Source organism: Vannielia litorea (genome assembly GCF_019801175.1).
Classification (GTDB): domain Bacteria; phylum Pseudomonadota; class Alphaproteobacteria; order Rhodobacterales; family Rhodobacteraceae; genus Vannielia; species Vannielia litorea_B.
Window position 1 is genome coordinate 1258777 of sequence record NZ_JAHVJR010000001.1, and the last position, 24784, is coordinate 1283560.

General features: G+C 63.5%; 23 protein-coding genes. 16 read left to right on the top strand and 7 right to left on the bottom strand.

What is annotated here, in order from left to right:
* Positions 1 to 42: 42 nt before the first annotated feature.
* The 6 genes from KUV38_RS06225 (at position 43) to KUV38_RS06250 (ending at position 4212) form a co-directional block, all read left to right on the top strand.
* The gene (locus tag KUV38_RS06225; protein WP_222469217.1) at positions 43 to 789 is read left to right on the top strand and encodes a PAAR domain-containing protein; all 747 of its coding nucleotides are present in this window, start codon (positions 43 to 45) and stop codon (positions 787 to 789) included.
* A gap of 16 nt (positions 790 to 805) precedes the next feature.
* Complete coding sequence (locus tag KUV38_RS06230; RefSeq protein ID WP_222469218.1) at positions 806 to 1123, top strand: YrhB domain-containing protein; 318 nt, start codon at positions 806 to 808, stop codon at positions 1121 to 1123.
* Positions 1124 to 1181: 58 nt separating this feature from the next.
* Complete coding sequence (locus tag KUV38_RS06235) at positions 1182 to 2072, top strand: PfkB family carbohydrate kinase (RefSeq protein ID WP_222469219.1); 891 nt, start codon at positions 1182 to 1184, stop codon at positions 2070 to 2072.
* Between the two features lie 2 nt (positions 2073 to 2074).
* Positions 2075 to 2992, top strand: a complete 918-nt coding sequence (locus tag KUV38_RS06240) for a pseudouridine-5'-phosphate glycosidase (RefSeq protein WP_222469220.1) — start codon at positions 2075 to 2077, stop codon at positions 2990 to 2992.
* A 75-nt stretch (positions 2993 to 3067) separates the two neighbouring features.
* Positions 3068 to 3841, top strand: coding sequence for a DUF502 domain-containing protein (locus KUV38_RS06245; protein ID WP_222469221.1), 774 nt, complete (start codon positions 3068 to 3070; stop codon positions 3839 to 3841).
* A gap of 155 nt (positions 3842 to 3996) precedes the next feature.
* Positions 3997 to 4212, top strand: coding sequence for a hypothetical protein (locus KUV38_RS06250; protein ID WP_222469222.1), 216 nt, complete (start codon positions 3997 to 3999; stop codon positions 4210 to 4212).
* Between the two features lie 63 nt (positions 4213 to 4275).
* Here the strand turns inward: KUV38_RS06250 and KUV38_RS06255 are convergent, their stop codons facing one another.
* The 3 genes from KUV38_RS06255 to KUV38_RS06265 all read right to left on the bottom strand — a co-directional run bounded on the left by KUV38_RS06255 (position 4276) and on the right by KUV38_RS06265 (position 6646).
* Positions 4276 to 5400, bottom strand: coding sequence for a patatin-like phospholipase family protein (locus tag KUV38_RS06255; protein ID WP_222469223.1), 1125 nt, complete (start codon positions 5398 to 5400; stop codon positions 4276 to 4278).
* A complete protein-coding gene (locus tag KUV38_RS06260; protein WP_222469224.1) occupies positions 5378 to 6151 on the bottom strand; it encodes a 3-hydroxybutyrate dehydrogenase in 774 nt (257 codons plus the stop codon). The genes KUV38_RS06255 and KUV38_RS06260 overlap by 23 nt, the downstream gene beginning before the upstream one ends.
* A 108-nt stretch (positions 6152 to 6259) precedes the next feature.
* Positions 6260 to 6646 carry an ester cyclase gene (locus KUV38_RS06265; protein ID WP_222469225.1) on the bottom strand — a complete coding sequence of 129 codons (387 nt, stop codon included), beginning with the start codon at positions 6644 to 6646 and terminating at the stop codon, positions 6260 to 6262.
* Between the two features lie 225 nt (positions 6647 to 6871).
* On the opposite strand from KUV38_RS06265, the gene KUV38_RS06270 reads away from it, so the two are divergent.
* The 3 genes from KUV38_RS06270 to KUV38_RS06280 all read left to right on the top strand — a co-directional run bounded on the left by KUV38_RS06270 (position 6872) and on the right by KUV38_RS06280 (position 9973).
* Positions 6872 to 8692 carry an extracellular solute-binding protein gene (locus tag KUV38_RS06270; protein WP_222469226.1) on the top strand — a complete coding sequence of 607 codons (1821 nt, stop codon included), beginning with the start codon at positions 6872 to 6874 and terminating at the stop codon, positions 8690 to 8692.
* A 101-nt stretch (positions 8693 to 8793) separates the two neighbouring features.
* Positions 8794 to 9642 (top strand): alpha/beta hydrolase, encoded by an 849-nt coding sequence (locus KUV38_RS06275; RefSeq protein ID WP_222469227.1) that lies wholly within the window; start codon positions 8794 to 8796, stop codon positions 9640 to 9642.
* Positions 9643 to 9748: 106 nt separating this feature from the next.
* Positions 9749 to 9973 carry a hypothetical protein gene (locus KUV38_RS06280; protein WP_222469228.1) on the top strand — a complete coding sequence of 75 codons (225 nt, stop codon included), beginning with the start codon at positions 9749 to 9751 and terminating at the stop codon, positions 9971 to 9973.
* 7 nt (positions 9974 to 9980) lie between these two features.
* Here the strand turns inward: KUV38_RS06280 and KUV38_RS06285 are convergent, their stop codons facing one another.
* Entirely contained in the window at positions 9981 to 10601 is a 621-nt protein-coding gene (locus KUV38_RS06285) for a helix-turn-helix domain-containing protein (RefSeq protein ID WP_222469229.1), read from the bottom strand.
* A 67-nt stretch (positions 10602 to 10668) separates the two neighbouring features.
* Between KUV38_RS06285 and KUV38_RS06290 the strand changes: the two genes are divergently transcribed.
* From KUV38_RS06290 to KUV38_RS06300, 3 genes are all read left to right on the top strand, one after another.
* The gene (locus KUV38_RS06290; RefSeq protein WP_222470985.1) at positions 10669 to 12129 is read left to right on the top strand and encodes a class I adenylate-forming enzyme family protein; all 1461 of its coding nucleotides are present in this window, start codon (positions 10669 to 10671) and stop codon (positions 12127 to 12129) included.
* A 62-nt stretch (positions 12130 to 12191) separates the two neighbouring features.
* On the top strand, positions 12192 to 12836 hold the full coding sequence (locus tag KUV38_RS06295; protein ID WP_222469230.1) for a DsbA family oxidoreductase: 645 nt from the start codon (positions 12192 to 12194) through the stop codon (positions 12834 to 12836).
* Between the two features lie 32 nt (positions 12837 to 12868).
* Positions 12869 to 14059, top strand: coding sequence for a multidrug effflux MFS transporter (locus KUV38_RS06300; protein WP_261385166.1), 1191 nt, complete (start codon positions 12869 to 12871; stop codon positions 14057 to 14059).
* Positions 14060 to 14063: 4 nt separating this feature from the next.
* Here the strand turns inward: KUV38_RS06300 and mfd are convergent, their stop codons facing one another.
* Positions 14064 to 17507: a transcription-repair coupling factor gene (gene mfd / locus KUV38_RS06305; protein ID WP_222469232.1), complete on the bottom strand. Its 3444-nt coding sequence runs from the start codon at positions 17505 to 17507 to the stop codon at positions 14064 to 14066.
* Between the two features lie 52 nt (positions 17508 to 17559).
* Positions 17560 to 18075, bottom strand: a complete 516-nt coding sequence (locus tag KUV38_RS06310; protein WP_222470986.1) for a component of SufBCD complex — start codon at positions 18073 to 18075, stop codon at positions 17560 to 17562.
* Positions 18076 to 18216: 141 nt separating this feature from the next.
* On the opposite strand from KUV38_RS06310, the gene hemB reads away from it, so the two are divergent.
* From hemB to KUV38_RS06330, 4 genes are all read left to right on the top strand, one after another.
* A complete protein-coding gene (hemB, locus tag KUV38_RS06315; RefSeq protein WP_222469233.1) occupies positions 18217 to 19218 on the top strand; it encodes a porphobilinogen synthase in 1002 nt (333 codons plus the stop codon).
* Between the two features lie 146 nt (positions 19219 to 19364).
* Positions 19365 to 19925 carry a YSC84-related protein gene (locus KUV38_RS06320; protein WP_222469234.1) on the top strand — a complete coding sequence of 187 codons (561 nt, stop codon included), beginning with the start codon at positions 19365 to 19367 and terminating at the stop codon, positions 19923 to 19925.
* 99 nt (positions 19926 to 20024) lie between these two features.
* Entirely contained in the window at positions 20025 to 21644 is a 1620-nt protein-coding gene (locus tag KUV38_RS06325; protein ID WP_222469235.1) for a tannase/feruloyl esterase family alpha/beta hydrolase, read from the top strand.
* 108 nt (positions 21645 to 21752) lie between these two features.
* The gene (locus KUV38_RS06330) at positions 21753 to 23867 is read left to right on the top strand and encodes a DEAD/DEAH box helicase (protein WP_222469236.1); all 2115 of its coding nucleotides are present in this window, start codon (positions 21753 to 21755) and stop codon (positions 23865 to 23867) included.
* A 17-nt stretch (positions 23868 to 23884) separates the two neighbouring features.
* Here KUV38_RS06330 and KUV38_RS06335 read toward each other — a convergent pair whose 3' ends face one another.
* Positions 23885 to 24757 (bottom strand): NAD(P)-dependent oxidoreductase, encoded by an 873-nt coding sequence (locus KUV38_RS06335; protein ID WP_222469237.1) that lies wholly within the window; start codon positions 24755 to 24757, stop codon positions 23885 to 23887.
* Positions 24758 to 24784 lie beyond the last annotated feature (27 nt).

Below are 24784 nucleotides of genomic sequence, written 5' to 3' on the forward strand. Positions count from 1 at the left end.
GACGACCTTTGAATACGACCCATTTGATCGAGAGGCAAAGCTATGCTTGCTGCCCGACTGACCGACTTTCATGTGTGCCCGCTGGTCACACCCGGCGTTCCCCCAATCCCGCACGTTGGCGGCCCGATCCTTCCGACCTGCTCCATCAATGTGCTCACCTGCAACATGCCGCAGGCCCGGCTGACCGATAAGGCCCTGTGCGTCGGCCCGCCCGATGTCATCGTCTTTGGCTCACCGCTGGTTCTGGTGAACAATCTGCCTGCGGCCCGCTTGGGCGACCCCTGCGCCCACGGCGGCGCAATCACTACGGGTTGCCCCACTGTCCTCATCGGCCAGACATACGTGCCCGGCACCATGCTCCAGAACGCTGCTATGGGGGTGAACCCATCGGGCAGCGTGGTGAATTGCGGCAACTCCATCGACGCGGTGCTTGACCGTCTGGATGGCACAGACCCCAATGCTGTGGCACCGGCCACGCGGGACGGCCTCTTCTCAGACATCGAAGCGCGGCACAACACCAACCTGCAGTGGAACTCGAGCTTTCAGGACGCCTTCGACGCCGTGCAGCAGGGTGGCCCAGGCACGCGCGCCATCGTGGGCATCATTTATCCCAACAACGGCGGCTCGCATGTGGTTGTCATGGCCAATGACCGTGGCACAGTTGGAATCGTCGAAAGCCAGGATTGGGGGCCGGGGCAACGCCAAGAGGTGATCACCGATGCGAACAGGGCGAATACGCGCTACAATGGCTCTGGCAACAGCAATGTTGGCTGGGGCATTGTGCCTTGACCCGGGAGCAGGACTGATGGCGGGAGAGCGGATCAGCGCAGAAGCGGCAAAGGTGCTTGTCGAGGAGGAAATCTTCAAGGACAGCGACCATGATTTCGTGATCGAGGACGACAGGACCATGGAACGCACCTACGGTTGGATCTTCTTCTACAACACCCGCGCCTTTCTCGCCTCGGGGGACCCGATGGATACGATGCCCGGCACCGGACCGATCGTGGTGTTGCATGACGGCTCCGTGGTCCCCATGCCCACATCGATGCCACCGGAGCGGGCCATTCTCCGTTTCGAGGAGATGCTAGAAGACCCTGAGATGCTGCCCGAACACACGAAGTAGCCCGCCGCGGCGCAAGGCAGGGCTTGCCCCGGGCGCGCGGTGAGGCCACAAGGCTGGCATGTCGGCCTCTTCCATTCTCTGCATCGGTTCCGTTCTTTGGGATGTCATCGGGCGCACGCCTGCCTCGATGCGGCTGGGCGCCGATGTGCCCGGCAGGATCACCCGCATTCCGGGTGGTGTGGCGCTCAACATCGCAATGGCCCTGCGCCGTGCGGGGCTTGCGCCTGTGTTGCTCAGTTCGGTGGGCCGCGACGGGCCGGGCGATGAATTGGTGGCGCGTTGCACGCTTCTGGGCCTCGACACCGGATATCTGCATCGCTCCGACGATCTGCCGACCGATACCTATATGGCCATCGAAGGTGCCGGCGGGCTGGTGGCTGCGCTGGCGGATGCCCATTCACTCGAGGCGGCGGGAGACCGAATCCTCGCACCCTTGCGGGATGGCCGCCTCGGGAGCACTGACGCCCCCTACCCCGGCCTCATCGCGCTGGATGGCAACCTAACCGAAACGCTCTTGGCCGAAATCGCAGAGAGCCCGCTCTTTGCAGCCGCCGACCTGCGCGTGGCGCCCGCCTCCCCCGGCAAGGCGGAGCGCCTCCTGCCGCTCCTTGGTCATGACGGTACCACGCTCTACCTCAACCGCGAGGAGGCTGGACTGCTCGCACAGAAGGGCTTCGATGACGCCGAGAGCGCCGCGAAGGCGCTGGTCAAGCGCGGCGCGGGCCGGGTGCTCGTCACCGACGGAGGCCGCGCCACATGCGATGCGTCCCAAAACGCGTGCCATGTGTCCACGCCGCCTGAAGTCATGGTCGAACGCGTCACCGGCGCTGGTGACACCTTCATGGCCGCCCACATCGCCGCCGAGGCCGAGGGGATGGACCGGCCCGCAGCCCTCGCCCATGCCCAGGCCGTAACGGCGGCCTATGTCTCTGGAGAAACCCGCCTGTGAAGATGAATGTCACACAAGAAGTCTCTGATGCGATTGCAGAAAGCCGCCCTGTCGTGGCGCTGGAAAGCACCATCATCACCCACGGCATGCCCTACCCACAAAACGTGGAAACGGCTCGCGCCGTAGAGGATGACATTCGGGCCGCCGGGGCCGTGCCAGCCACCATTGCCGTGCTGGATGGCTCGCTCTGTGCCGGCCTCACCGAGGCACAGCTCGATGCGCTGGGGCAGGCGACTGGGGTAGCCAAACTTTCCCGCGCCGACATGGCACACTGCCTCGCGACCGGTGGCACGGGGGCAACGACCGTTGCCGCGACGATGATCGGCGCACGGCTCGCAGGCATCGAGGTCTTCGCCACCGGCGGCATCGGCGGTGTCCATCGCGGCGCAGAGCTCAGCTTCGATGTTTCCGCCGATCTTCGGGAACTTGCCAAAACCCCGGTGAGCGTGGTTGCCGCCGGTGCAAAGGCCATTCTCGACATCCCGAAAACGTTGGAAGTCCTCGAAACCTTGGGCGTTCCGGTCATCACGATGGGGCAAAAGGACTTTCCGGCCTTCTGGTCGCGCAGCTCCGGCCTGCCCTCGCCCCTTTCGGCTGAGACCGCCGCGGAAGTGGCAAAGGCTCATGTGATGCGCGGCGCGATGGGGTTGGAAGGCGGACAACTGGTGGCCAATCCGATCCCGATGGAAGCTGAAATTCCGGCCGAGGAGCTCGCCCCTGTGATCGCCGAGGCTCTCGCCGCCGCCGAGGCTGAAGGGATCGCCGCAAAGGCCGTTACCCCCTTCCTGCTCGACCGGATCTTTCACGCGACCGAGGGCCGCTCACTGACCGCCAATATCGCCCTCGTGCGCCACAACGCCCGGCTCGCTGCCGAAATCGCAGGCGAAATCGTTAAAATTCGCGCCGTTAAGCAGGGTTAACGCCCTCGCTCCCTTGCGGGCGGCCCCGGCGGCGCATATTTCTCATGCAACCGCCCAAGGAGTGCCCGAAACACGATGGCCAAGACGCCACCGCCGCCCGAAAATCCGCTCGACCCGAAACCCTACCGGCGCCCCGGTTGGCTCTCGGGCCTGCGCTCTTCGTTCTTTACAGGCTTGGTCGTTGTCGGCCCCGTCGCCGTGACCATCTGGCTGATCTGGACGGTCGTGGGCTGGGTCGATGGCGTGGTCATGCCCTTTGTGCCCGGCGCCTACCACCCCGAGACGCTGATCAACAAATACTTCAACTGCGCCGACTGTGAGCCGATCCGCGTCAACATCCGCGGCGTCGGTGTGGTGGTCTTCCTCCTGTTCACAGTGCTCGTTGGCTGGATGGCCAAAGGCTTTCTCGGCCGGTCGTTTCTTCGCTGGGCCGAGAGCCTTGTGGACCGCATGCCCGTCGTGCGCTCCATCTACAACGGCCTGAAGCAGATCGCAGAAACCGTCTTCGCCCAGACAGAGACGAACTTCGACAAGGCCTGCCTTGTCCAATACCCGCGCCATGGCATCTGGGCGATTGCCTTCATCTCGACCAAGGCAAAAGGTGAAATCGCCAAGAAGTCGCCAGTCGAAGATGAGATGGTGTCGGTGTTCCTGCCGACTACGCCCAACCCGACCTCTGGCTTCCTGCTATTTGTGCCCCGCAAGGATGTGATCATCCTCGACATGACCGTGGAAGACGCCGCAAAGCTCGTGATCTCCGCGGGGCTCGTCTACCCATCCGACAAGATCCCGGCAGCCCTTCCAGAAGCCGCTCAGGCTGTGGAAGAGCGCGAAAAAGGCGCCGCCTGAGGCACCTGCCGCGATTCCGGGCGCTCCGCTGGCAGCATTTGCGGCAATTCTGCGACATTACCGCCACATCTTGTGGCTGGACAGACGCGCTTTCTTGCGGCCAAACACGTTATGCCTAAGTTCACCCAAAGCAGATCCAGAATGGGATGTTCCCGATGAAACTCTTTTACGCAGGCCTTCTCTCCGCCGCCCTCGCCGCCCCGGCCTTTGCCGGTGGCATGAACGAGCCGGTGATGGAGCCGACGGTCACGACCGATGAGCCGCAGATGAGCCGTGACACCATTGCCGAAGACACCGCGTCTTCCGGCAGCCATGACATCATCGTGCCGATCACCGCGCTGATCCTCTTCGGGGTCGCGGTCGCCAACTGATCTGGCTAAAGCCGCAGCCATGAGGCCGCGTGGAATTCTCCGCTGCGGCCTTTTGCGCGTTTTCTACTCATCAAACGTGCGCCCCAGCCCGTCGCCGTAGATCGCCGCGAGGTCAACGCTGCTCTCTCTCCCCACCTTGCTTCCGTGGTGCCCCAGGAACCGGGCCGCAGCCCGGCGACCGGCTTCCTTGAGTTCGCTCATCACATAGGGGTTCGGTACGGTCTTGGTGGCGACAGATAGGTCGTTCATCAGGTCGTCGTCGGCGATCATGTGCACGCGCACGTTCTTCATCGCCCCCTCCGGCACAGTCCCGCTTTCGATCAGGCGATGCACGAAGGCGATGGCCCTGAGCTCGCTCATCAGGGAGGCGTTGAAGCTGATCTCGTTGACCCGGTTCGCTATATCCTGCGGCGTCTGCGGCAGTTCCTCGCGCTCCAGCGGGTTGATATTGATGATGATGATGTCGTCCGGCAAATGCCGCGCGAAGAGCGGAAACAGCGCTGGATTGCCCGTATAGCCGCCATCCCACCAGAACTCATCGGTCCTAGTCACGGGGTCTTTGGCTTCAACAGCTCGGAACAACGTGGGCAGGCAAGCAGAGGCAAGGATCACTTCGGGCGTGATCTCTTCTCCCCGGAACACCCGGATGCGCCCCGTGCGGACGTTGGTGGCGGATACGTAAAAGTCGGGTCCGCGCTCGTGGCATACGTGGTTGTAGTCGAAGGTCTCGACCACCTTGCGCAACGGGTTGTCGTAGAGCGGGCCGAGACTGTAGGGCGAGGCCACCCGCGCGGCTGTCTCCTGCAACCAGTAGGCCGGTGAATATTCCAGCATCTGGCTCACCGCCTGGGCGGAGGGTGCGAAGGGGGCCAGCCAATGCGTGATCTCGTTGTCAGGTAAGGCCCCCATACGCTCCCACAGCCAGTCGAGGTTCGCGCGGGCGACCTCGTTGCCCTCCGCCACATCGCCATCTGCCAGCCCGCGCACGAGCCCGGCCTTCAGTGCGGCGCCATTGACCGCCCCGGCGGAGGTGCCGGAGATCGCAGCGATCTCGAACTCGCCGGTCTCCAGTAACCGGTCCAGCACGCCCCAGGTGAAGGCGCCATGGGCTCCTCCCCCCTGAAGCGCTAGGTTTACGGCGATCTTCTGTTTCTTCGCCACCGGATCAACTCGCGGTCCAGCCACCATCGGCGCTGATCGTGGTGCCGGTGATCTGCGAGGCATGATCGGAGCAGAGGAACACGGCAAGGCCACCAAGCTGCTCGACCGTCACGAACTCCTTGGAGGGCTGCTTCTCGAGGATGACCTTCTCCACCACCTCGTCCTCCTTCATCTTGTACTCCTTCGCCGTGTCGGGGATCTGCGCCTCGACCAGCGGGGTCAGTACATAGCCGGGGCAGATCGCATTAGCCGTGATCGGCTCGCGGGCCGTCTCAAGGCCTACGGTTTTGGTCATGCCGACAATCCCGTGCTTGGCCGAGATATAGGCCGACTTGTAGGGCGAGGCGCGCAGACCGTGGGCGGAGGCTATGTTGATGATTCGGCCCCAATCCGCCTTCCGCATCAAGGGCAACGCAGCGGCGGTGGTGTGGAACGCCGATGAAAGGTTGATGGCGATGATTGCATCCCACTTTTCCATCGGGAACTCGTCAATCGGGGCAACGTGCTGGATGCCCGCGTTGTTCACGAGGATGTCGCAGGCGCCCGCCTCTTCGATCAGCTTGCGGCACTCCTCGCCCTTGCTCATGTCGGCCTTGATGTAGCGCGCCTCAACCCCATGCGCCTTGCCAATCTCTTCGGCGAGCGCGTGATCTTCCTTGCGGTCGGTGAACGAGTTGAGCACCACGTTGGCTCCAGCCCCGGCCAAAGCCCGCGCGACGCCAAGGCCGATCCCCGAGTTGGACCCGGTGATGACGGCGGTTTTGCCTTTGAGAGACATCTCTCTTCTCCTTTGTGAAATTCTGTCGGTGCAAAGCATAGATGCTGCACTTGCAAAGGAAACGGCGAATGTCGAAAGACGTTCCGGGGCTGCGTCAGTTTGTCGGCGTCAGAGCTGGGCAGCGATCGCGGCCACGTCGATCAGCGAGTGAACCTCCGCGATCAACCCCTGCTCGTAGCGATAGAACACGTGCTCAGTGAACTGCACCCGTCGTCCGTTGACCGGCAAGCCGAAGAGTTCCCCGACCGGCGTACAATCAAAGCTCAGCCGCGCGGCGATGCGCTCGGGCTCGGCCACCAAGAGCGCGATGGTGAAACGCAAGTCGGGAATCGCCCGAAAATCACCCTCCAGCATGGCCCGGTACCCGGCCAGCCCGAGGTGCTTTCCGTTGTGGCTCGCCTCTTCGTGAACGTACTCGCCCAGCTTTTCCCAATCCTGCCGATTGAGGCAGTCGATGTAGCCGTGGTAGGCGGCGATGCAGCCGTCGCGGGTCATGAAACCACTCCGATATCCGGCCCAAAAATCGGGCCAAAAAAAAGCGCCCGCACAAGGCGGGCGCAAGTTATTGAGGCAGGTTTCATACAGGCAAGAAACCTATCGAGCAGTGCCCTCTTTATACGCGTTCTGCCGCGTATGTCCAAGGTAAAAGTTTGAAAAGGCTGAACTCCGCCGCTAGGATTTGGGTCAAATAAACAAGGGCAGACAGGGATTGTTGCCAATATGGCCTATCATTTTTTCCAAGCAGCTTCACGGGTTTGCGCGACGCTCGCTCTGGTTTCCCTCGGGGGATTCGCGGGAGCCGAGCCAAAGCATGGTATCGCCATGTATGGTGAGCCCGCTTTGCCGGCTGATTTTACCGCCCTGCCCTATGTCAATCCCGAGGCGCCTAAGGGCGGCGAATACGTGCAAAGCGAGATCGGCAGTTTCGACTCGATGCACCCGTTCATCCTCAAGGGCCGCTCCCCATGGGCTTGGCGCGAGTTTGGTTTCGAGACCCTCATGGGCCGCAGTCAGGACGAGCCATTCACCCTTTACGGCCTGCTGGCTGAAACAGTCGAAACCGGGCCGAACCGCGAGTGGGTCGAGTTTACCTTGCGGCCCGAAGCTCGGTTTAACGACGGCTCGCCCGTGACCGTGGAAGATGTGATGTGGTCCTACGAGACCCTCGGCACCCTCGGCCATCCGCGCTACCACACCGCCTGGAAAAAGGTGGCCAAGATGGAGCAGGTCGGCGAGCGCGGCGTGCGCTTCACTTTCAACGAGGCCGACAACGAACTGGCCCTCTTGATGGGCATGCGTCCGATCATCAAGAAGGCTGATTGGGAGGGTATCGACTTCGAAGAAGCTTCGATGCGTGTGCCTGTTGGCTCCGGCCCCTACGTGATCGAAAATGTCGATCCGGGCCGCTCGATCACCATGAAGCGCAACCCCGACTGGTGGGGCAAGGACTTGCCATTCAATCGCGGCCAGCACAACTTCGACACGCTCCGCTACGAGTGGTTCGGTGATGGCGATGTGGCTTTCGAGGCCTTCCGCGCAGGCGAACTTAGCTACAACCGCGAGAACAACGTCGCCAAGTGGAACAGCTCCTACGACTTTCCCGCCGTGCAGTCGGGCGATGTGGTGAAGGCGCTGATCCCGCATGAGCGGCCCTCGGGGATCACCGGCCTCGTGATGAACACCCGCAAGCCGCTTTTCGAGGACTGGCGCGTCCGCGAAGCGATGATCCTCGCCTTCAACTACGAGTTCATCTCCGACAAGCTGAACGACGGCGGCGACCCGAGGATCTGCTCCTATTTCTGCAACTCCGAACTTGCGATGAAGCCGGGCGCAGCCGAGGGCAAGGTGGCAGAGCTGCTGGCACCCTTCGCAGCGGACCTTCCGCCAGGCACCATCGAAGGCTACGCGCTGCCCAAGGGCGACGGTTCGGTGCGCAACCGCGCCAATGTGCGGGCCGCGATGGATATGCTGAACGACGCCGGCTGGGCCGTGGATGATGCGGGTATGCTCCGCAATGAAGCAGGCGATCCCTTCGCCTTCGAGATCCTCCTGCAAACCGGTGCCCCGCAACCTGCCAACATCGCCGAGCTTTACGTTGAAGGCCTCAAGCGGCTGGGCATGGACGTAACCATCGAGGCTATCGACCGCGCGCAGTACCGCGAGAGGACCGACAATTATGACTTCGATATGACTTGGTATACTCGCCCCCTCTCCATGTCGCCCGGCAACGAGCAAACGCTTTACTGGGGCTCTGCGGGCGTGACCGAGCCGGGAACGCGCAACTGGATGGGCATGAACTCCCCCGCCGCCGAGGCGATGATCCGCGCGATGCTCGAAACAGAGGATCGCGAGGTATTTCTCGCCGCCGTGCATGGCCTCGACCGTGTTCTGACCGCAGGGCGCTACGTGATCCCGATCTGGTACAGCCCCGAGGCTCGGCTCGCGTTCAAGAAAGAGATGAAATACAACGCCGAGCACCTGCCGGCCTATGGCGATTGGGCCGGGTTCCTTCCGGATGTGTGGTGGTGGCAGGCGGAGTGATCCGCCCTGCCCTCCTCGCACTCGCCCTGAGTTCAGTGGCGATGACGGTTCAGGCTGAAACGCTTGAAATCCCCGGGCCTGAAGGCCCCTTGCAAGGAGAATTGCTCCTCCCTGAGCGCGCGACCCACGCCGTGGTGATCGTGCCGGGCTCCGGCCCGATCGACCGCGATGGCCGGTTCTCCACCGGTCGCGGCGCGCTCAGCTACAAGCTGCTGGCCGAAGCCTTGGCTGCAGAGGGCGTGGCCAGCCTGCGGATCGACAAGCGCGGGCTGTTCGGCAGCAAGGCGGCGATCTCCGACCCGGAGGCGGTAACGGTTGAAGCCTATGGCGAAGACGTGGCCCATTGGGCGACAGAGCTCGCAGGCCGGATGGGCCAAAGCTGCGTCTGGCTCGCCGGCCATTCCGAGGGTGGGCTGGTGTCCCTCGCGACCGCCTCTGCCGGTGCGCCCCACATCTGCGGGCTCGTCCTGCTCGCGGCGCCCGGGCGCCCGCTCTCAGTGATCCTGCGCGAGCAACTTGCCCGACAACCGCTGGCACGGGCCTATGACGACGAGATGGAGCGGATCTTTAGCACCCTCGAGCGCGGCGAGCGGGTCGATATCGAAACCCTCAGCCCTGCCCTCCGCCAACCTTGGCGCGACAGCATTCAGGGCTTTCTCATCAACCTCTTCTCCAAGGACCCGGTCGCGCTGGCCCGGGCCTATAGCGGTCCCATTCTAGTCGTCCAGGGCGCCCGTGACGTGCAGATCACGCCCGTTGATGCCGCAGCGCTTGTCGGGGCCAATCCTCGCGCAACGTTGCGCATATTCGCTCTCATGACCCACATGCTGAAGGACGATGTGGAGGGCGAACCCTATGCCACCTATGAGGACCCAGACGTACCGCTGACCGATGGCCTGGCCTCTGAAATCGCCGCTTTCATCAGCAATCCAGCCGCCGTTGCACGTTAACCGTGCATTAGGCACTGCTTCCTACCCTCACGACCTATCAACCATGACGCGAATTGATGGGAATCGGAAAATGCGATACGCTCCGGCGGACTTGGGAGGACAATCGATGGCTTGGAAACAGCTCTTCGAGAACTGGGCGGACGCCCTGCCTAGGATCGTTGACCTTTACCCGCACGTGGATTGCGTTGCGCTTCAAAGGTTTCGCGGCAACCGTTCGCTCTTCGTTGCCTATCTCGCCGCCACCCACGACCTCACCCTGCGTGAGGCCGAAGAAGGGGTGCAGGACATGCTTCGGCGTTTCGGACGCAGTCAAATGGCAGAAGCGGCCTGACGGTGCCCTAGTCGAGCGAGGTGACCCAGAGGATCGTTGCATCCTCGTCGCTCAGCGACACCACGTTATGCCCCATCGTCGCATCGTAATAAGCACTGTCGCCGCGCCGTAGCTCCACCGGGGAATAAAACTCGGTGTAGAGTTTGATAACACCCGTCAGCACATACAAAAACTCTTCCCCATCGTGCCGCACCCAACCGTCGAACTCCTCCATCCGGCGGGCCCGAATACGGGCGCGATAGGGCAGCATCTTTTTCTGGGTCAATTGGCTCGCCAACAAGTCATGCTCGTAGGTCGGGGTCATCTGATGATCCCCCTCGCCGCCCTTCGTCACGGCCATACGGCCGTTCACCTTCTCCTCACTCGGGGGAGTAAACAGCTGGGGCAGAGAAATTTTCAGCCCTTCGGCAAGCTTCTTCACCGCATCATAGGTCGGCGACATCTGACCGTTTTCGATTTTCGAAAGCGTGGAGCGGGCCAGCCCGGCTTGCCGCGCCGCCTGTTCAAGCGTCCATCCTTGCGCGGTGCGCAGGCTCCGCACCCGCTCGCCCAGATCGAGCGGCGCTGCTTCGGCTTGCTGGCCACTTTCGCGCGCAATACGGATCAGGCTCTTCGGATCGTCTCCCATGGCCAAGCGGTTTACGAGGCCCTTTGACCCCTTGCAAGCACGGCCTGCCAGCGCTAGCAGATTGGCCATGAGCGCCTCCTGCCCCTCCCCGTTTAACTTGGCAGCCTATGTGCTTGGTGCAGCTGAGAAAAGTCCAGACAAGACCGCTCTCGTCATCGCCGGCGCCAGCAAAGCAAAACGCTGGCGATACGGTGAAATCCGCGGACATGTCGCAGGCATCGCCGCTGTCCTGCGAGAGCGCGGCCTCTCTCCCGGTGACCGTGTGCTCCTCCGTCTCGGCAACACGGTAGAGTTTCCACTCGCCTACCTTGGCGCGATCTGGGCAGGCCTTGTGCCCGTGCCAACGTCCGCCGCACTAACCGCCCCAGAGATCACCGCCATAGCCGCAGAACTCCGGCCTGCGCTCGTTATTGCAGGTGAAGGCGTTGCCTTGCCCGAGAACTCCGCACCAGTCCTTCCCGAAGCTGCTTTGCATGAGATGAAGGGTGAGATGGACCCCGAGATGGGAAACCCCAACCGCCTCGCCTACATCATCTACACCTCCGGCACCTCCGGACGCCCGCGCGGCGTGATGCACGCGCATCGTGCTGTCTGGGCGCGGCGGATGATGTGGGAGGGCTGGTATGACCTGAAAGAGGATGACCGGCTCCTCCACGCTGGCGCCTTCAACTGGACCTACACCCTTGGGACCGGCCTGATGGACCCTTGGGCACGCGGGGCTACGGCGGTCATCCCGGTGGCGGGCACCAAGGCCGAGCAACTCCCATTGCTCATGGCCCGCCATGATGCCACGATTTTTGCCGCTGCACCGGGCGTTTACCGCCAGATGTTGAGGCATCATGAGAGACTCTCTACCCCCAAGCTGCGGCACGGCATTTCAGCTGGTGAGAAGCTGCCTGAAGCAACGAGCACGGCCTGGAGGTCAGCGAGCGGAACCGAGATCTATGAGGCGCTGGGAATGTCGGAGTGCTCCACCTACGTTTCCGGCAGCCCCAATCGTCCGGCCCCGGAGGGCGCCAGCGGTTACCCACAACCCGGTCGGCACATCCGTGTCGGGAAAGACGGGCAGTTGGCCATCCACCGCTCCGATCCCGGGCTGATGCTGGGCTACCTTGATGCCCCTGAGGAGACAGCGGAGCGGTTCGACGGCGAATGGTTTCTGACCGGGGACACGGTGGCGGAAGGCCCGGACGGCGCGATCACCTATCTGGGCCGCAACGATGACATGATGAACGCCGGAGGGTATCGAGTGTCGCCCCTTGAGGTCGAAGCCGTGATGGCGGGGCATCCCGACATCACCGGTGCTGCCGCGGTCGAGCACGAGGTGAAACCCGGAACCACAGTGATCCGATGCTTTTACACTGCCCCACAACCGATTGAAGTCGATAGTCTTTCAGGCTTCGCTGCAAGCCGATTGGCGCGCTACAAGTGCCCCCGGATATTCACCCATATCGAGGCGATCCCGACCAACGCCAACGGCAAGGTTAACCGCACAGTCCTGCGCAACCGGCCTCTCGACCCTGCGTAGGCGCACGCTGTGAAGGGGTTTTCACCCTTTCCTCCCGCACGCCCGCGTGACACACCTGACCCATGATCAAGCTCGATATCTTCTCCGACCCGATCTGCCCTTGGTGCTTCATCGGCAAGACCCTGCTCGACAGGGCGCTCACTGAAGCCGCGCAGAACCCCTTCACCATCGAGTATCACCCTTTCCAGCTGAACCCGGAAATGCCCAAAGGCGGGATGGACCGGCGCGAGTATCTTGAAGCCAAGTTTGGCGGCAAGGAGGGCGCGCTGGAGGTCTATGGTCGCATTGCAGAAGTGGCCGAGGAGGCCGGGCTGATGCTCAACTTGGCCGCAATAGAGCGCACGCCCAACACGCTGGATGCCCATCGAGTGATCCACTGGGCTGGGCTGGAGCAACGGCAAATCCCTGTCGTGTCAATGCTTTTCGACGCCTACTTCATGCAGGGTCGCGATATTGAGGACCACGAAGTCTTGGCCGACATCGCCGACAGCGCAGGGTGTGACGCCGCGGTCATTCAACGCCTTTTGGCGAGCGATGCCGACGCGGAAGACATTCGCGCCCGCGACGCCCACGCCCGAGAGCGCGGCGTCAGTGCGGTGCCGACCCACATCATCGCCAATCAGCATGTGGTGCCCGGCAGTCAGCAGCCTGAGCTGTGGCTGAAGCTGATCGATGAAATCAACGGCCAGATCGGATCCTTTCAATGAGCCTTGCCGAACGGGCGCCGTCCGCGGGGCGCTTGAGCCGCACGGAATTCACCGCCCTGATGGCGATGCTCTTCGCAACCATCGCCTTCTCCACTGATGCGATGCTGCCGGCGATGCCGACCATTGTCGACGAGCTGACGCCGGATAGCCCCAACCGCGCGCAACTCATCATCACCTTCTTCATGCTCGGCATGGGCCTCGGAACCCTCGTCACCGGCCCGCTGTCCGATGCCTTCGGTCGCAAACCTACGATTCTGGCCTGTGCAGGCCTTTACATTGGCGGCTCGGTACTGGCCTGGGTCGCGCCATCACTGGAACTGCTGCTCGCCGCGCGTGTCATTCAGGGCCTCGGCGCCGCCGGGCCACGGATCGTTGGCCTCGCAATCGTCCGCGATCAATACTCCGGCCGCGAGATGGCCAAGCTGACGAGCTTCATCTTCCTCGTCTTCTCTCTCTTTCCCGCCTTCGCGCCGCTTATAGGCGAAGGTGTGATCACACTCTTCGGCTGGCGCTCGATCTTCCTGGTTTTCGTTCTCTTCATTGGCATCTCGTCGCTCTGGCTCTTCTTCCGCCAACCGGAGACCCTGCCGCGGGACGCCAGGGTTCGCTTCTCGACCGAGACCCTGCTGACCAACGTCAAAACGGTGGTTTCAAACCGGACAGTGCGCTTTACGATCGCCGTGCAAATCTTTATTTTCGCACAGCTTCTCACGATCATATCCACCACGCAGCCGGTTTTTGACGAGGTCTTCGAGAAAGAGGCCAGCTTCGCGCTCTGGTTTGCCTTCATCGCGCTCTGCGCCAGCACATCGAGCTTTCTGAACGCGCGTTTCGTGATGACGGTCGGCATGCGCGGCATGGTGATCCGGGCGCTCGTTGCTGTTTCGGCTATCACGCTCTCGGCCCTTGTGATCACGCAATTCACCGCCCACGCCTCCACAGCGCATTTCGTGATCTACGTGATCTGGGTGATTACAATCTTCTACCAGATGGGCCTGACGATGGGGAACCTGAACGCCCTCGCGCTAGAGCCCATGGGCAAGCTGGCAGGCACCGCGACTTCGGTGACCGGGGCCATCTCAACGGCTCTTGCTGTGGTGGTTGGCACGCCAATCGGCCAGTTCTTCGACGGCACCACAACGCCCATTATCCTTGGGTGTTTTCTGTCGGGCCTCGTCGCTCTTGGCCTGATGCTCTGGATGGGCAATCCAGATAAATCCTAAGCGGTTACGCGGCTTTCTTCACTTTCTCAGCAAGGTCTCGTGCTATTGCAAATGCGCCTTTGATCTTGTCAGAAGCTTTCGCCCAGTCGCGCCGGACGACCAGCTTGTTGTCACGGATCTTCGCCAACCCGTTCTGCGCTTGAATGTACTCCACAAGCCCGGCCGGATTGCCGAACTTGTCATTATGAAATTGCACCGTCCCGCCTTTCGGCCCACCATCCAGCTTTGCGATGCCCGCGCGTTTGCACATCGCCTTGATCCGGACAATGAGCATAAGAGTGTTCACCTCTTTCGGCAGCGGCCCGAACCGGTCGATCAACTCGGCGGCAAACCCTTCCAGCTCGACCTTGGTGCTGAGCGACGAAAGCCGTCTATAGAGGCCAAGGCGCACATCAAGATCAGGCACGTAGGTCTCTGGAATCAGGACCGGAACGCCAAGGTTGATCTGCGGCGCCCATTGGCCATCATCATCAGTCAGCCCGTCAAACTCGCCTGATTTGATCTTGGCAATCGCGTCCTCGAGCATGGATTGGTAAAGTTCATACCCCACCTCTCGCACATGGCCCGATTGCTCCTCGCCCACAAGGTTGCCAGCTCCGCGGATGTCGAGATCCTGGCTCGCCAGCGTGAATCCCGCGCCGAGGCTGTCGAGCGAGCCGAGCACCCGCAGCCGTTTCTCGGCACTGTCGGTGAGCGGAATGCGCGGCCTTGTGGTGAGGTAGGCGTAGGCCCGTGTTTTCGCCCGCCCGACCCGACCGCGGATCTGGTAGAGCTGCGCCAGTCCGAACATGTCGGCGCGGTGCACGACCATTGTGTTCGCTGTTGGAATATCTAGGCCGGACTCCACGATAGTAGTCGCCAGCAGGATGCCGAACTTGCCATCGTAAAAGGCATTCATCTTGTCATCCAACTCACCGGCGGCCATCTGGCCGTGGGCAACCACGTAACTGACCTCGGGCACCTGCTCTTTCAGGAACTCCTCCACCTCGGGCAGATCTTTGATGCGGGGCACCACGTAAAAGCTCTGGCCGCCACGATAATGCTCACGCAGCAAGGCCTCACGGATCGTCACAGGATCAAATTCTGACACATAAGTGCGGATCGCAAGGCGGTCGACCGGAGGAGTCCCGATTATCGAGAGATCCCGGACACCTGTGAGCGAAAGTTGAAGTGTCCGCGGGATCGGTGTGGCGGTTAGCGTCAGCACGTGGATATCGGAGCGCATCTCCTTCAGTCGCTCCTTGTGACCGACGCCGAAGTGCTGTTCTTCGTCGATGATCAGCAGACCCAGATCCTTGAAGCGGATGGTCTTGGCCAGCACCGCATGGGTACCAATCACGATATCGACGGTGCCGTCCGCCAGCCCCTTGCGCGTATCGCTGGCCTGTTTGGCCGGCACGAACCGCGAAAGCTGGCGCACCTTGAGCGGGAAGCCCCGGAACCGCTCGGCAAAGCTCTTGGCGTGTTGCCGGGCCAGCAGCGTTGTGGGGGCGATCACTGCCACCTGTTTGCCCTGCATCGCGGCCACGAAGGCCGCACGCATTGCCACCTCGGTCTTGCCAAAACCAACGTCGCCGCAAACGAGCCGGTCCATCGGGCGGCCCGCTTCGAGGTCTTCCAGAACCTCAGCAATGGCCTTCAGCTGATCGTCGGTCTCGGTGTAGGGGAAGCGCGCGGAGAACTCCTCCCAAGCATGGGCAACTGGCTCCAGCACGGGAGCCCTGCGCAACAACCGCTCGGCAGCGGTGCGCATGAGCTTTTCAGCCGCAATCCGGATCCGCTCTTTGAGCCGCGCCTTCTTGGCTTGCCATGCCCCACCGCCCAACTTGTCGAGCAGCCCCTCCTCGTGGCCATAGCGGCTGAGGAGTTCGATGTTCTCGACCGGCAGGTAGAGCCGGGCCTGTTCGGCATATTCGAGGTGGATCATCTCGTGGTCGGCGCCAATAGCGTTGACGACCTCAAGCCCCATGTAGCGGCCAACCCCATGATCCACATGCACCACCAGGTCGCCGGTGCTCAGGCTCTGCGCTTCGGTCAGGAAGTTGTCGGCCCGGCGTTTGCGCTTGGGCGCACGGATCAGCCGGTCGCCAAGCACATCCTGCTCCGAGATTACCGTCAGCCCCGGCTCGGTGAATCCATGCTCCAGCGGCCAGATCGCAAGGTAAACGCCGCCTTTGCCCTGCGGCACATCGCGCCAGTCGGTGATCGGCGTCGCGCCCTCCAGCCCCTCATCGGCCATGAGCCCGGAGAGCCGCTCGCGGGCACCTTCCGAGTAGGAAGCGATCACCACCTGCCCTTGCCGCCTCTGCGCTTCAATATGGGCCTTCAACGCACCGAAAAGGCTGACGGATTCCTGTTGGCGCTCCGGCGAGAAGTTGCGGCCGATCCGACCCTCGGCGTCCAGCACACCCGGACCGGTGCCCTGCGGCAGCGGCGAAAGCTGAACCACCCGGCGGCCCCGCATGGCGGTTTCCCAGGCGTCGTCATTGAGGTAAAGACCGGATGGCGCTGCGGCCTTGTAGCTGCCCCCGACCCTCGCCTTGGAAGTCGCGGCCTCGCGCCGGTTGTCGTAGCTGTCGGTGATGCTCTCCCAGCGCGCCAGCCGCGCTGGGGTGAATTGATCATCCAGCATCACCGCCGCGTCTGAGAGGTAGTCAAACAGCGTGTCCAGTCGCTCGTGGAAGAGCGGCAGCCAATGCTCAAAGCCCGCATGCTTGCGGCCCGCGGAAACCGCTTCATAGAGCGGGTCATCCGAACCTGCCGCACCGAATTCGATGCGGTAGTTCTGCCGGAACCGGGTGATTGAGGCATCGTCCAGCACCACCTCGGAGGCGGGAGAGAGCTCCACCCGGTCCAACTTCTCGGTCGTCCGTTGAGTAGCGGGGTCAAACCGGCGCGCGCCGTCCAGAATATCGCCGAAGAGGTCGAGCCTCACGGGGCCGCCATCGCCGGGCGGGTAGATGTCGATGATCCCGCCGCGGATCGCAAAGTCGCCCGGCTCTAGCACGGTCGGCGCTTGAGAAAACCCCATGCGCACCAGAAAGCCGCGCAGCGCCTCTTCATCGACCCGCTCGCCCACGGTCGCGACAAAGCTGGAGGCTGCCACGAGGTCCTTCGCGGGCACCCGCTGGGTGGCCGCATTGAGCGTGGTCAGCAGCACAAACTTTCCAGTGAGCCCCCCCGCCAAGGCCGAAAGCGTGGCCATGCGGCGGGCGGAGATATCGGGGTTGGGCGAAACCCGGTCGTAGGGCAGGCAGTCCCACCCCGGAAACTCGATCACCGGCACATTCGGCGCAAAGAAGGCCAGCGCCGCGCGCATCTCGGCCAAGCGCTTGTCGTCTCGCGCGCAATGCACCACTGGCGCGCCGCGCTCCAGCTCGCGGGCGATCAGAAGGGCGTCGAATCCCTCGGGCGCGCCGCCCAGAGTTATGCGCGTCGTCTCGGTCATCAGGAGTTCTGAGGTAGTCCGGGCGCAGGGCGGGTGCAACCCGCCATCGGCGTCAGATCGCGCCGATCGAAAGGTTCTGGAACATGCCCCACATCGCGGTGACGAAGATCGAGAGCATTCCGATCACCTGCGTAGTAAAACGGTGCCGGTGCATGCGGTCGTAGAGCCCGTCACCATCTGCTGCGCGTATCCCGCGCGCGCAACGCACACCAAGCCCGAGCACAATGCTCATCGGCGCCGCCAATAGGAACACCGCCTGGCTGAACTCGGAGCCATACCAGAACCCGATGATGGCAAGCGACGTGAGGGTGAAAAAGACGATACCGATCAGCCAGAGCCCGGCCTGATCGGCGATGTAGAGAATGCGGTTCACGTTGACCCGCACCATGTCGTGCAAATCGGCTTCCGCTTCGCCGCCATTGCGCTTTGCGCGTTGCACTAGGTCCCACGGAACGCCGAGGACAAAGTGTGAAGAGGTCGACCACATGACTGCGAGGGCGATCCAGTACCACAGGTTCGAGAAGGATCGCATGTCGATCAACTCGAAGACGGTTTCGTACCAGTCCAGCACCCTGTGTCTGCCCCTTTGGCCGCTTTGGGCCTGTTGTAGAAGTTCGCGCAATCTAGCCACATGCGCAGGGAATGGAAGCCTTGTCGCGGCGCAAAATCCGTGGCACGGGCGTTCTGTGGCTGAAAAACGAGGTTGCCCATGCGTCCCACCGTCGCCCCCTACCCCGCCGCCCGTCTACGGCGCACCCGCGTAAGCCCTGCGATCCGCGGATTGGTTCGGGAAAACGAGGTGACTGCAGATGATCTGATCTGGCCGGTCTTCCTGCGCGATGGTGAGGGTGAGCGCACGCCGGTCCCCTCCATGCCGGGTGTCGAGCGGCTGACGGTGGATCTGGTGGCCGAGGCTGCGCAGGAGGCGGCCGAGCTCGGCATTCCCGCGATCTGCCTCTTCCCCTACACCGGCCCCGAGGCCCGAACGGAAGATTGCGCGATGGCGTGGGACCCGGAGAACCTCACCAACCGGGCGATCCGCGCAATCAAGGCCGCCGCGCCCGACGTGGCGGTGATGACCGACATCGCCCTCGACCCCTACAACATCAATGGCCATGACGGCTTTGTCGTCGACGGCCAGATCGTCAATGACGAGACGGTCGAGGCGCTGGTCAAGATGGCGCTGGCGCAGGCCGAGGCCGGGGCCGACATCCTCGGCCCATCCGACATGATGGATGGCCGGATCGGCGCAATCCGTTCAGCACTGGAAGAAGCCGGGCACCGCAACGTGTCGATCCTGAGCTATGCCGCCAAATATGCCTCGTCCTTCTACGGCCCGTTCCGCGATGCCGTTGGCGCATCCGCCGCGCTGACCGGCGACAAGAACACCTACCAGATGGACCCGGCCAATTCCGACGAGGCTCTCCGACTTGTCCAGCGCGACCTTTCAGAGGGCGCCGATATGGTCATGGTCAAACCCGGCCTGCCCTATCTCGATATCATCCGCCGTGTCCGCGACACCTTCGGCGCACCCACTTTCGCCTATCAGGTGAGCGGCGAATACGCGATGATCGAAGCTGCCGCCGCCAATGGCTGGATCGACGGCGAAAAGGTGATGGTGGAGAGCCTGATGGCCTTCAAGCGGGCCGGTTGCATGGGTGTGCTGACCTATTTCGCGCCCCGCATGGCACGGCGGCTGAAGGCCGGGTGAATAGTCGTGCGCATCTACTGCGCACCCGCGGGCCATTTTCCGCCCATTTCACCTCAACTTGTGGTGACAACCCCGCCCGACGCCCCTATAGATAGATAAAACCGGCGCAAAACAGCCGGATCGAGGCATAAGGACAGGCGGATATCATGAGCAAATTCCCCAATCGACGTGTATTCTTGGCCGGGCTCGGTGCGACCACCGCGCTTTCGGCCTGTGGCAACGGGATCGGCAACAACAACGGCCCCAAGATCGACGCCCGGGTCGACAGCACCCGCAACTACCTCTTCTCGCGCTATCCCGGCACTGCCGATCTCGAGCAGAAGGCGGCGGGCGTGCTCTACATGCCGCTCGTCACCAAGGCGGGCCTCGGCGTGGGCGGAAGCTACGGGCGCGGTGCGCTCCGGATCGACAATGCAACTGTCGACTATTACGCCGCCCTTCAGGCCAACTTCGGCCTCCAGATCGGCGCGCAGCAATATGCCCATGCGCTTTTCTTCATGACCCCCGCCGCGCTGCGCGATTTTCGCACATCCACGGGCTGGTCCGTAGGTGCGGACGCTGAGTACGCGCTCAACGACAACGCCGGCAACCTCTCCGCCGAGACCCTCACCGCGCTGGCCCCGGTCATCGCGGTAGTCTTCGGCCAGGCCGGGCTGATCCTCGGCGCCACGCTCGAGGGCAGCAAGTACAACCGGATCATCCCCTGACATCGGCGACATGCAGGACCAATGGGCACCCTTCGGGGTGCCTTTTTTGTCATGACAGCCACGGCCCACACGCATAAGCTGAAACCGGGAGGATCCAGCATGAAAAAGTCCACAATTGCAGCGGTAGTAGCAGCCCTCGCCCCTGCCCCCGCCCTAGCCCAGATCGCCTGCGCCGACATGGCCAGCGCCGCGCCCGAGGGCGTCACGATTACCGAGGCCACCGCCCTGCCGGAGGGCGATGACCAATCCATGATCCCACAGTGCCTCATGCGCGGTACAATGGCCGAGCGCACCGGCGCCGATGGCAAGCCCTACGCCATCGGTTTCGAACTGCGCTTGCCCGAGGCATGGCAGGGCCGGTTCATGCATCAGTTCAACGGCGGCAATGATGGCGAGGTGAAGCCTGCGCTCGGTGCCGGCACCGGCGTTGGCGCACCCGCGCTGGAGCGTGGTTTTGCCGTGGTCAGCTCCGATGCGGGCCATGATGGCAAGGCCCACCCCGATGCCGGGCTTGTCGGGGGCAACCTCTTCGGGCTCGATTTCGAGGCGCGGCGCGATTACGGCTATGGCGCGGTCGCCAAGCTTCACCCCGTCGCGCTCGCCTTGGTCGAGGCTCACTATGGCGAGGCCCCCGCCCATGTCTACGGCTACGGCACCTCCAACGGCGGGCGGCATGCGATGGTCGCCGCAAAGCGGATGCCCGAGGCGTTCGACGGCCTGCTTGCAGGATACCCCGGCTTCCGCCTGCCCCGCGCGGCGATTCAACATGCATGGGATGTGCAGCAGTTCCGCTCCGTCGCCCCGACACTGGCCGAGAGCTTCAGCCCCGATGAACTGGCATTCGTGGCGGGTAAGATCATCGCCGCCTGTGATGCGCTCGACGGGCTGGAAGATGGCGTTGTCGGCGATACCGCAGGCTGCCAGCAGGCCTTCAACCCGGCGGAAATGGTTTGCGATACCGGCCAGAACTCTGAATGCCTCTCCGCCGAGAAGGTCGCCGCGCTGGAGGCGATCCACGCCGGCCCGACAGATGGCGCTGGTGCCGCTCTTTATAGCGACTGGCCATGGGATCCGGGCATCGCCTCGGGCAACTGGCGATTCTGGAAGATAGAAAGCACGGTGCCGCCCTGGGGCATGAAGCCGATCATCGCGGTCATGGGCGCAGGCAGCCTTGCCCATGTGTTCTCCACGCCGCCCACAATGGTCGACGGCTCCCCCGAGGCCCTCGAAGCCTATCTCATGGCCTATGACTTCGATGTAGAGGCCGCAAAGGTCGACGCGGTGACCGAAGAGTTCCCCGAAAGCCCGATGCAGGTGATGAGCCCTCCCGGTGCCGACAACCCGGTGTTGACCGAATTGGAGGGCGCGGGCGGCAAGCTGGTCGTCTTCCATGGCACGGCGGACCCGGTGTTTTCCTTCAATGACACCGCCAACTGGTACGGCAAGCTGACCGCAAACAACCCGGCTGCACCGGAGTTCACTCGGTTCTACGCCATTCCGGGCATGCCCCACGGGCGCGGTGGTAACGCCGCAGACAGCGCGGACCTCCTGGGCGCGCTGATCGGCTGGGTCGAAGACGGCACCGCGCCAGAGGCCGTGCCAACCGCCTTCCGCGAAGGCAACACCGAGGCCGGTGGCAACGCGGGTGGCGAGCGCATGCTCTGCCCGTGGCCGCAGGTGCTGCGGTTCGAAGGCAGCACATTCTCCTGCGCTGAATGAAACAACGCGGGGTCGTTCACGCGGCCCCGCGCAGAATTTCGCTATACAGGACCGCGCGGCGCCTGTAGAGACGCGGCCTTACGCTCCTCTCTCCCCGGATACCTCCCTGTGAAACAAGCCCTCGCCGACGCCATAGCCGATCGTGGCTACACCTCTCTGACCCCGGTGCAGGAGGCCGTTGGCGCGCCCGACCACGCCGGTGCCGACATGCTGGTGTCGGCGCAGACCGGCTCGGGCAAGACACTTGGCTTCGGCATCGCCATCGCGCCAACGTTGCTCGGCGAGGCCGAGGCGTTCGAGCCGGCCGAAGCCCCTCTGGCCCTGGTCATCGCCCCAACCCGCGAACTTGCCTTGCAAGTAAAACGCGAGTTGTCGTGGCTCTACGCCAAGGCCGGCGCCGTGGTCGCCTCCTGCGTCGGCGGCATGGATATGCGCGATGAGCGCCGGGCGCTGGCACGTGGCGCGCATATCGTGGTCGCCACGCCGGGCCGCCTGCGCGACCACATCCTGCGCGGCTCGATGGAGATGCAGGCGATCCGCGCGGTGGTGCTCGACGAGGCCGACGAGATGCTCGACCTCGGCTTTCGCGAAGAGCTCGAGTTCATCCTCGGCGAAGCCCCCGAAGATCGGCAGACCCTGCTCTTTTCCGCCACCGTGCCGCCCGCCATCGAGCATATGGCCAAAAGCTATCAGCGGGATGCAGTCCGGATCGAGACCAAGGCCGAGGCCTCCCAGCACGCCGATATCGAGTATCTCGCCATGGCCGTGGCCGAGGCAGACCTTGAGCATTGCGTGATCAACGTGTTGCGCTATTACGAGGCCCCCAACGCCATCGTTTTCGCCAACACCCGCGCCACCGTGGGCCGCATCACCACACGCCTGGCCAATCGGGGCTTCAAGGTGGTCTCGCTCTCGGGTGAGCTGTCGCAGCAGGAGCGCACCAACGCGCTGCAAGCTATGCGCGACGGCCGGGCGCGGGTGTGCGTGGCCACAGATGTGGCCGCTCGCGGCATTGACCTGCCCAATCTCGACCTCGTGGTGCATGCCGAGTTGCCGGGCAGCCATGAAACCCTCTTGCACCGCTCCGGCCGTACCGGTCGCGCGGGCCGCAAGGGCGTGAGCGTGCTCGTCGTCACTCCGCGCAGCAAGAAAAAGGCGCTGCGGGTGCTGGGCATGGCACAACTCACCGCCAAATGGGCTGAACCGCCCTCGGCAGAAGCCGTGCAGGCCCGCGATGCCGAGCGGATGCTGGAAGATCCGGTCTGGGAAGAGGCCCCGCGCGAGGAGGAGGCCGATGCCATCGAACGACTGGTGGAGACCTTCAGTCCCGAGCAGCTTGCCGCGGCCTTCTTGCGCAACTACGCCAGCCAGCACTCCGCGCCCGAAGAACTCTCCGGCGGCGATCTCAAGCCGCGCCCGCGCGAGGAATTTGGCGCCTCCGTCTGGTTCTCGGTGAGCCAGGGCCGCAATCAGGGTGCAGAGCCGCGCCGGTTGCTGCCGATGCTCTGCAAGGGCGGCGGGCTGACGCGCGATGACATTGGAGCCATTCGCGTCGGGCCGGATGCAAGCTACGTGCAGGTCCGCGAGGGCGCGGTGCGCCGGCTTCTCGATCATCTGGGCGAGAGCATGACCATCGAGGGCAGCACCCGTCTGGCGCAGGTCGATGGCCTGCCCGATGAGTTGAACCGCCCGGCCCGTGGTCCCAAGCCCGGCCCCAAACCTGACCGGAAGGCAAAGTTCGACAAACCCGGCAAGCCCAAACGTGAGCCACGGCCGGAACACCCGCGCAGCGAGGAAAAGGTAAAGGCCCCGGCCCCGCAGCCCGAGCCACATGCCGCCCCGGAGCCTTCGGCAGATCCCAAGCCCGCCCGCAAACCGCGCCACGGCTCGCCTGCCGCAACCTACCGGAGCGGCGCCTCCGACCCGAGCGCGCCAATGGGTAACCCCCGCCGCAAAGGCCCGCCGCCGCCTCAGGGCAAACCGGGCAGCAAGAAAAACCGCGCCCGCGCAGCAGAGGCTGCGCAGGGCGGCGAGGCACGACCGTTCCGAAGTGGCGGAAAGCCTGGTGGCAAACCTGCGGGCAAGTTCGGCGGCAAACCCGGCGGAGGCCCCAAAGGCAAGTTCAGTGGCAAACCCGGAGGCACGCCGGGCACTGGCTTCAAGGGCAAACCGGGTGGAAAACCCGGCGGCAAACCCGCCAGGCCCAAACGTGGCAAAAGCTGACGGCGGTCAGCTCATGGTCAGTCGAAGGCTTTCAGGCGCTTGATCAGCGAGGAGGTATCCCACCGCCCGCCGCCCATCGCCTGAACGTCCTTGTAGAACTGGTCCACGAGCGCGGTGACGGGCAGCGCCGCACCGATCTCGTTGCCGGTCGAAAGACAGATATCGAGATCCTTGCGCATCCAGTCCACTGCGAAGCCGTGGGTGAACTTGTCATCCACCATCGTCTCGTAGCGGTTGGCCATCTGCCAGCTGCCTGCGGCGCCATCCTTGATCACCTGCACCACGGCCTTGGCATCCAGCCCGGCCTTCTGGGCAAAGGCGATGCCCTCGGACAGGCCCTGCACGAGGCCTGCAATGCAGATCTGGTTCACGCATTTGGTGAGCTGGCCCGCGCCGCTTTCACCCATCAGTTGGCAGTTCTTGGCATAGGCGGCAATGATCTGCTCAGCGCGCTCGTAGGCGCCCGCATCGCCACCGCACATCACGGCCAGCGCGCCATTCTCTGCCCCTGCCTGACCGCCGGAAACCGGAGCATCGACAAAGCTCACCTGCCCTACGTCGGCGGCAGCATACATCTCGCGCGTCACTGCCGCGCTCACCGTGGTGTGGTCGACAAAGACCGTGCCGGGCGACATGGCCGCCAGCGCCCCGTCCTCGCCCACGCATACCGAGCGCAGGTCATCGTCGTTGCCAACGCAGGCCATCACGAAATCTTGCCCGGCAGCTGCCTCGGCAGGCGTCTTGGCCGCTTTTCCGCCGTGCTCGGCCACCCACTTCTCCGCTTTGGCATAGGTGCGGTTGTACACCGTCACCTCATGCCCGGCCTTCGCCAGATGCCCCGCCATCGGGTAGCCCATTACGCCAAGTCCGAGAAATGCCACCTTCGCCATGTCTTTATCCTCCCGCGGGGTTCCATT

Bases quoted from the DNA above. Each gene is read 5' to 3' on its own strand.
- KUV38_RS06320 (WP_222469234.1), top strand. From the start codon at position 19,365: ATGAGCAAATTCCCCAATCGACGTGTATTCTTGGCCGGGCTCGGTGCG.
- KUV38_RS06225 (WP_222469217.1), top strand. From the start codon at position 43: ATGCTTGCTGCCCGACTGACCGACTTTCATGTGTGCCCGCTGGTCACA.
- KUV38_RS06335 (WP_222469237.1), bottom strand. From the start codon at position 24,757: ATGGCGAAGGTGGCATTTCTCGGACTTGGCGTAATGGGCTACCCGATG.
- KUV38_RS06265 (WP_222469225.1), bottom strand. From the start codon at position 6,646: ATGACCCGCGACGGCTGCATCGCCGCCTACCACGGCTACATCGACTGC.
- KUV38_RS06260 (WP_222469224.1), bottom strand. From the start codon at position 6,151: ATGTCTCTCAAAGGCAAAACCGCCGTCATCACCGGGTCCAACTCGGGG.
- KUV38_RS06270 (WP_222469226.1), top strand. From the start codon at position 6,872: ATGGCCTATCATTTTTTCCAAGCAGCTTCACGGGTTTGCGCGACGCTC.
- KUV38_RS06280 (WP_222469228.1), top strand. From the start codon at position 9,749: ATGGCTTGGAAACAGCTCTTCGAGAACTGGGCGGACGCCCTGCCTAGG.
- KUV38_RS06250 (WP_222469222.1), top strand. From the start codon at position 3,997: ATGAAACTCTTTTACGCAGGCCTTCTCTCCGCCGCCCTCGCCGCCCCG.
- KUV38_RS06295 (WP_222469230.1), top strand. From the start codon at position 12,192: ATGATCAAGCTCGATATCTTCTCCGACCCGATCTGCCCTTGGTGCTTC.
- KUV38_RS06235 (WP_222469219.1), top strand. From the start codon at position 1,182: ATGTCGGCCTCTTCCATTCTCTGCATCGGTTCCGTTCTTTGGGATGTC.
- KUV38_RS06255 (WP_222469223.1), bottom strand. From the start codon at position 5,400: ATGGTGGCTGGACCGCGAGTTGATCCGGTGGCGAAGAAACAGAAGATC.
- KUV38_RS06285 (WP_222469229.1), bottom strand. From the start codon at position 10,601: ATGGGAGACGATCCGAAGAGCCTGATCCGTATTGCGCGCGAAAGTGGC.
- KUV38_RS06245 (WP_222469221.1), top strand. From the start codon at position 3,068: ATGGCCAAGACGCCACCGCCGCCCGAAAATCCGCTCGACCCGAAACCC.
- KUV38_RS06230 (WP_222469218.1), top strand. From the start codon at position 806: ATGGCGGGAGAGCGGATCAGCGCAGAAGCGGCAAAGGTGCTTGTCGAG.
- KUV38_RS06325 (WP_222469235.1), top strand. From the start codon at position 20,025: ATGAAAAAGTCCACAATTGCAGCGGTAGTAGCAGCCCTCGCCCCTGCC.
- KUV38_RS06240 (WP_222469220.1), top strand. From the start codon at position 2,075: ATGAATGTCACACAAGAAGTCTCTGATGCGATTGCAGAAAGCCGCCCT.
- hemB (WP_222469233.1), top strand. From the start codon at position 18,217: ATGCGTCCCACCGTCGCCCCCTACCCCGCCGCCCGTCTACGGCGCACC.
- mfd (WP_222469232.1), bottom strand. From the start codon at position 17,507: ATGACCGAGACGACGCGCATAACTCTGGGCGGCGCGCCCGAGGGATTC.
- KUV38_RS06290 (WP_222470985.1), top strand. From the start codon at position 10,669: ATGAGCGCCTCCTGCCCCTCCCCGTTTAACTTGGCAGCCTATGTGCTT.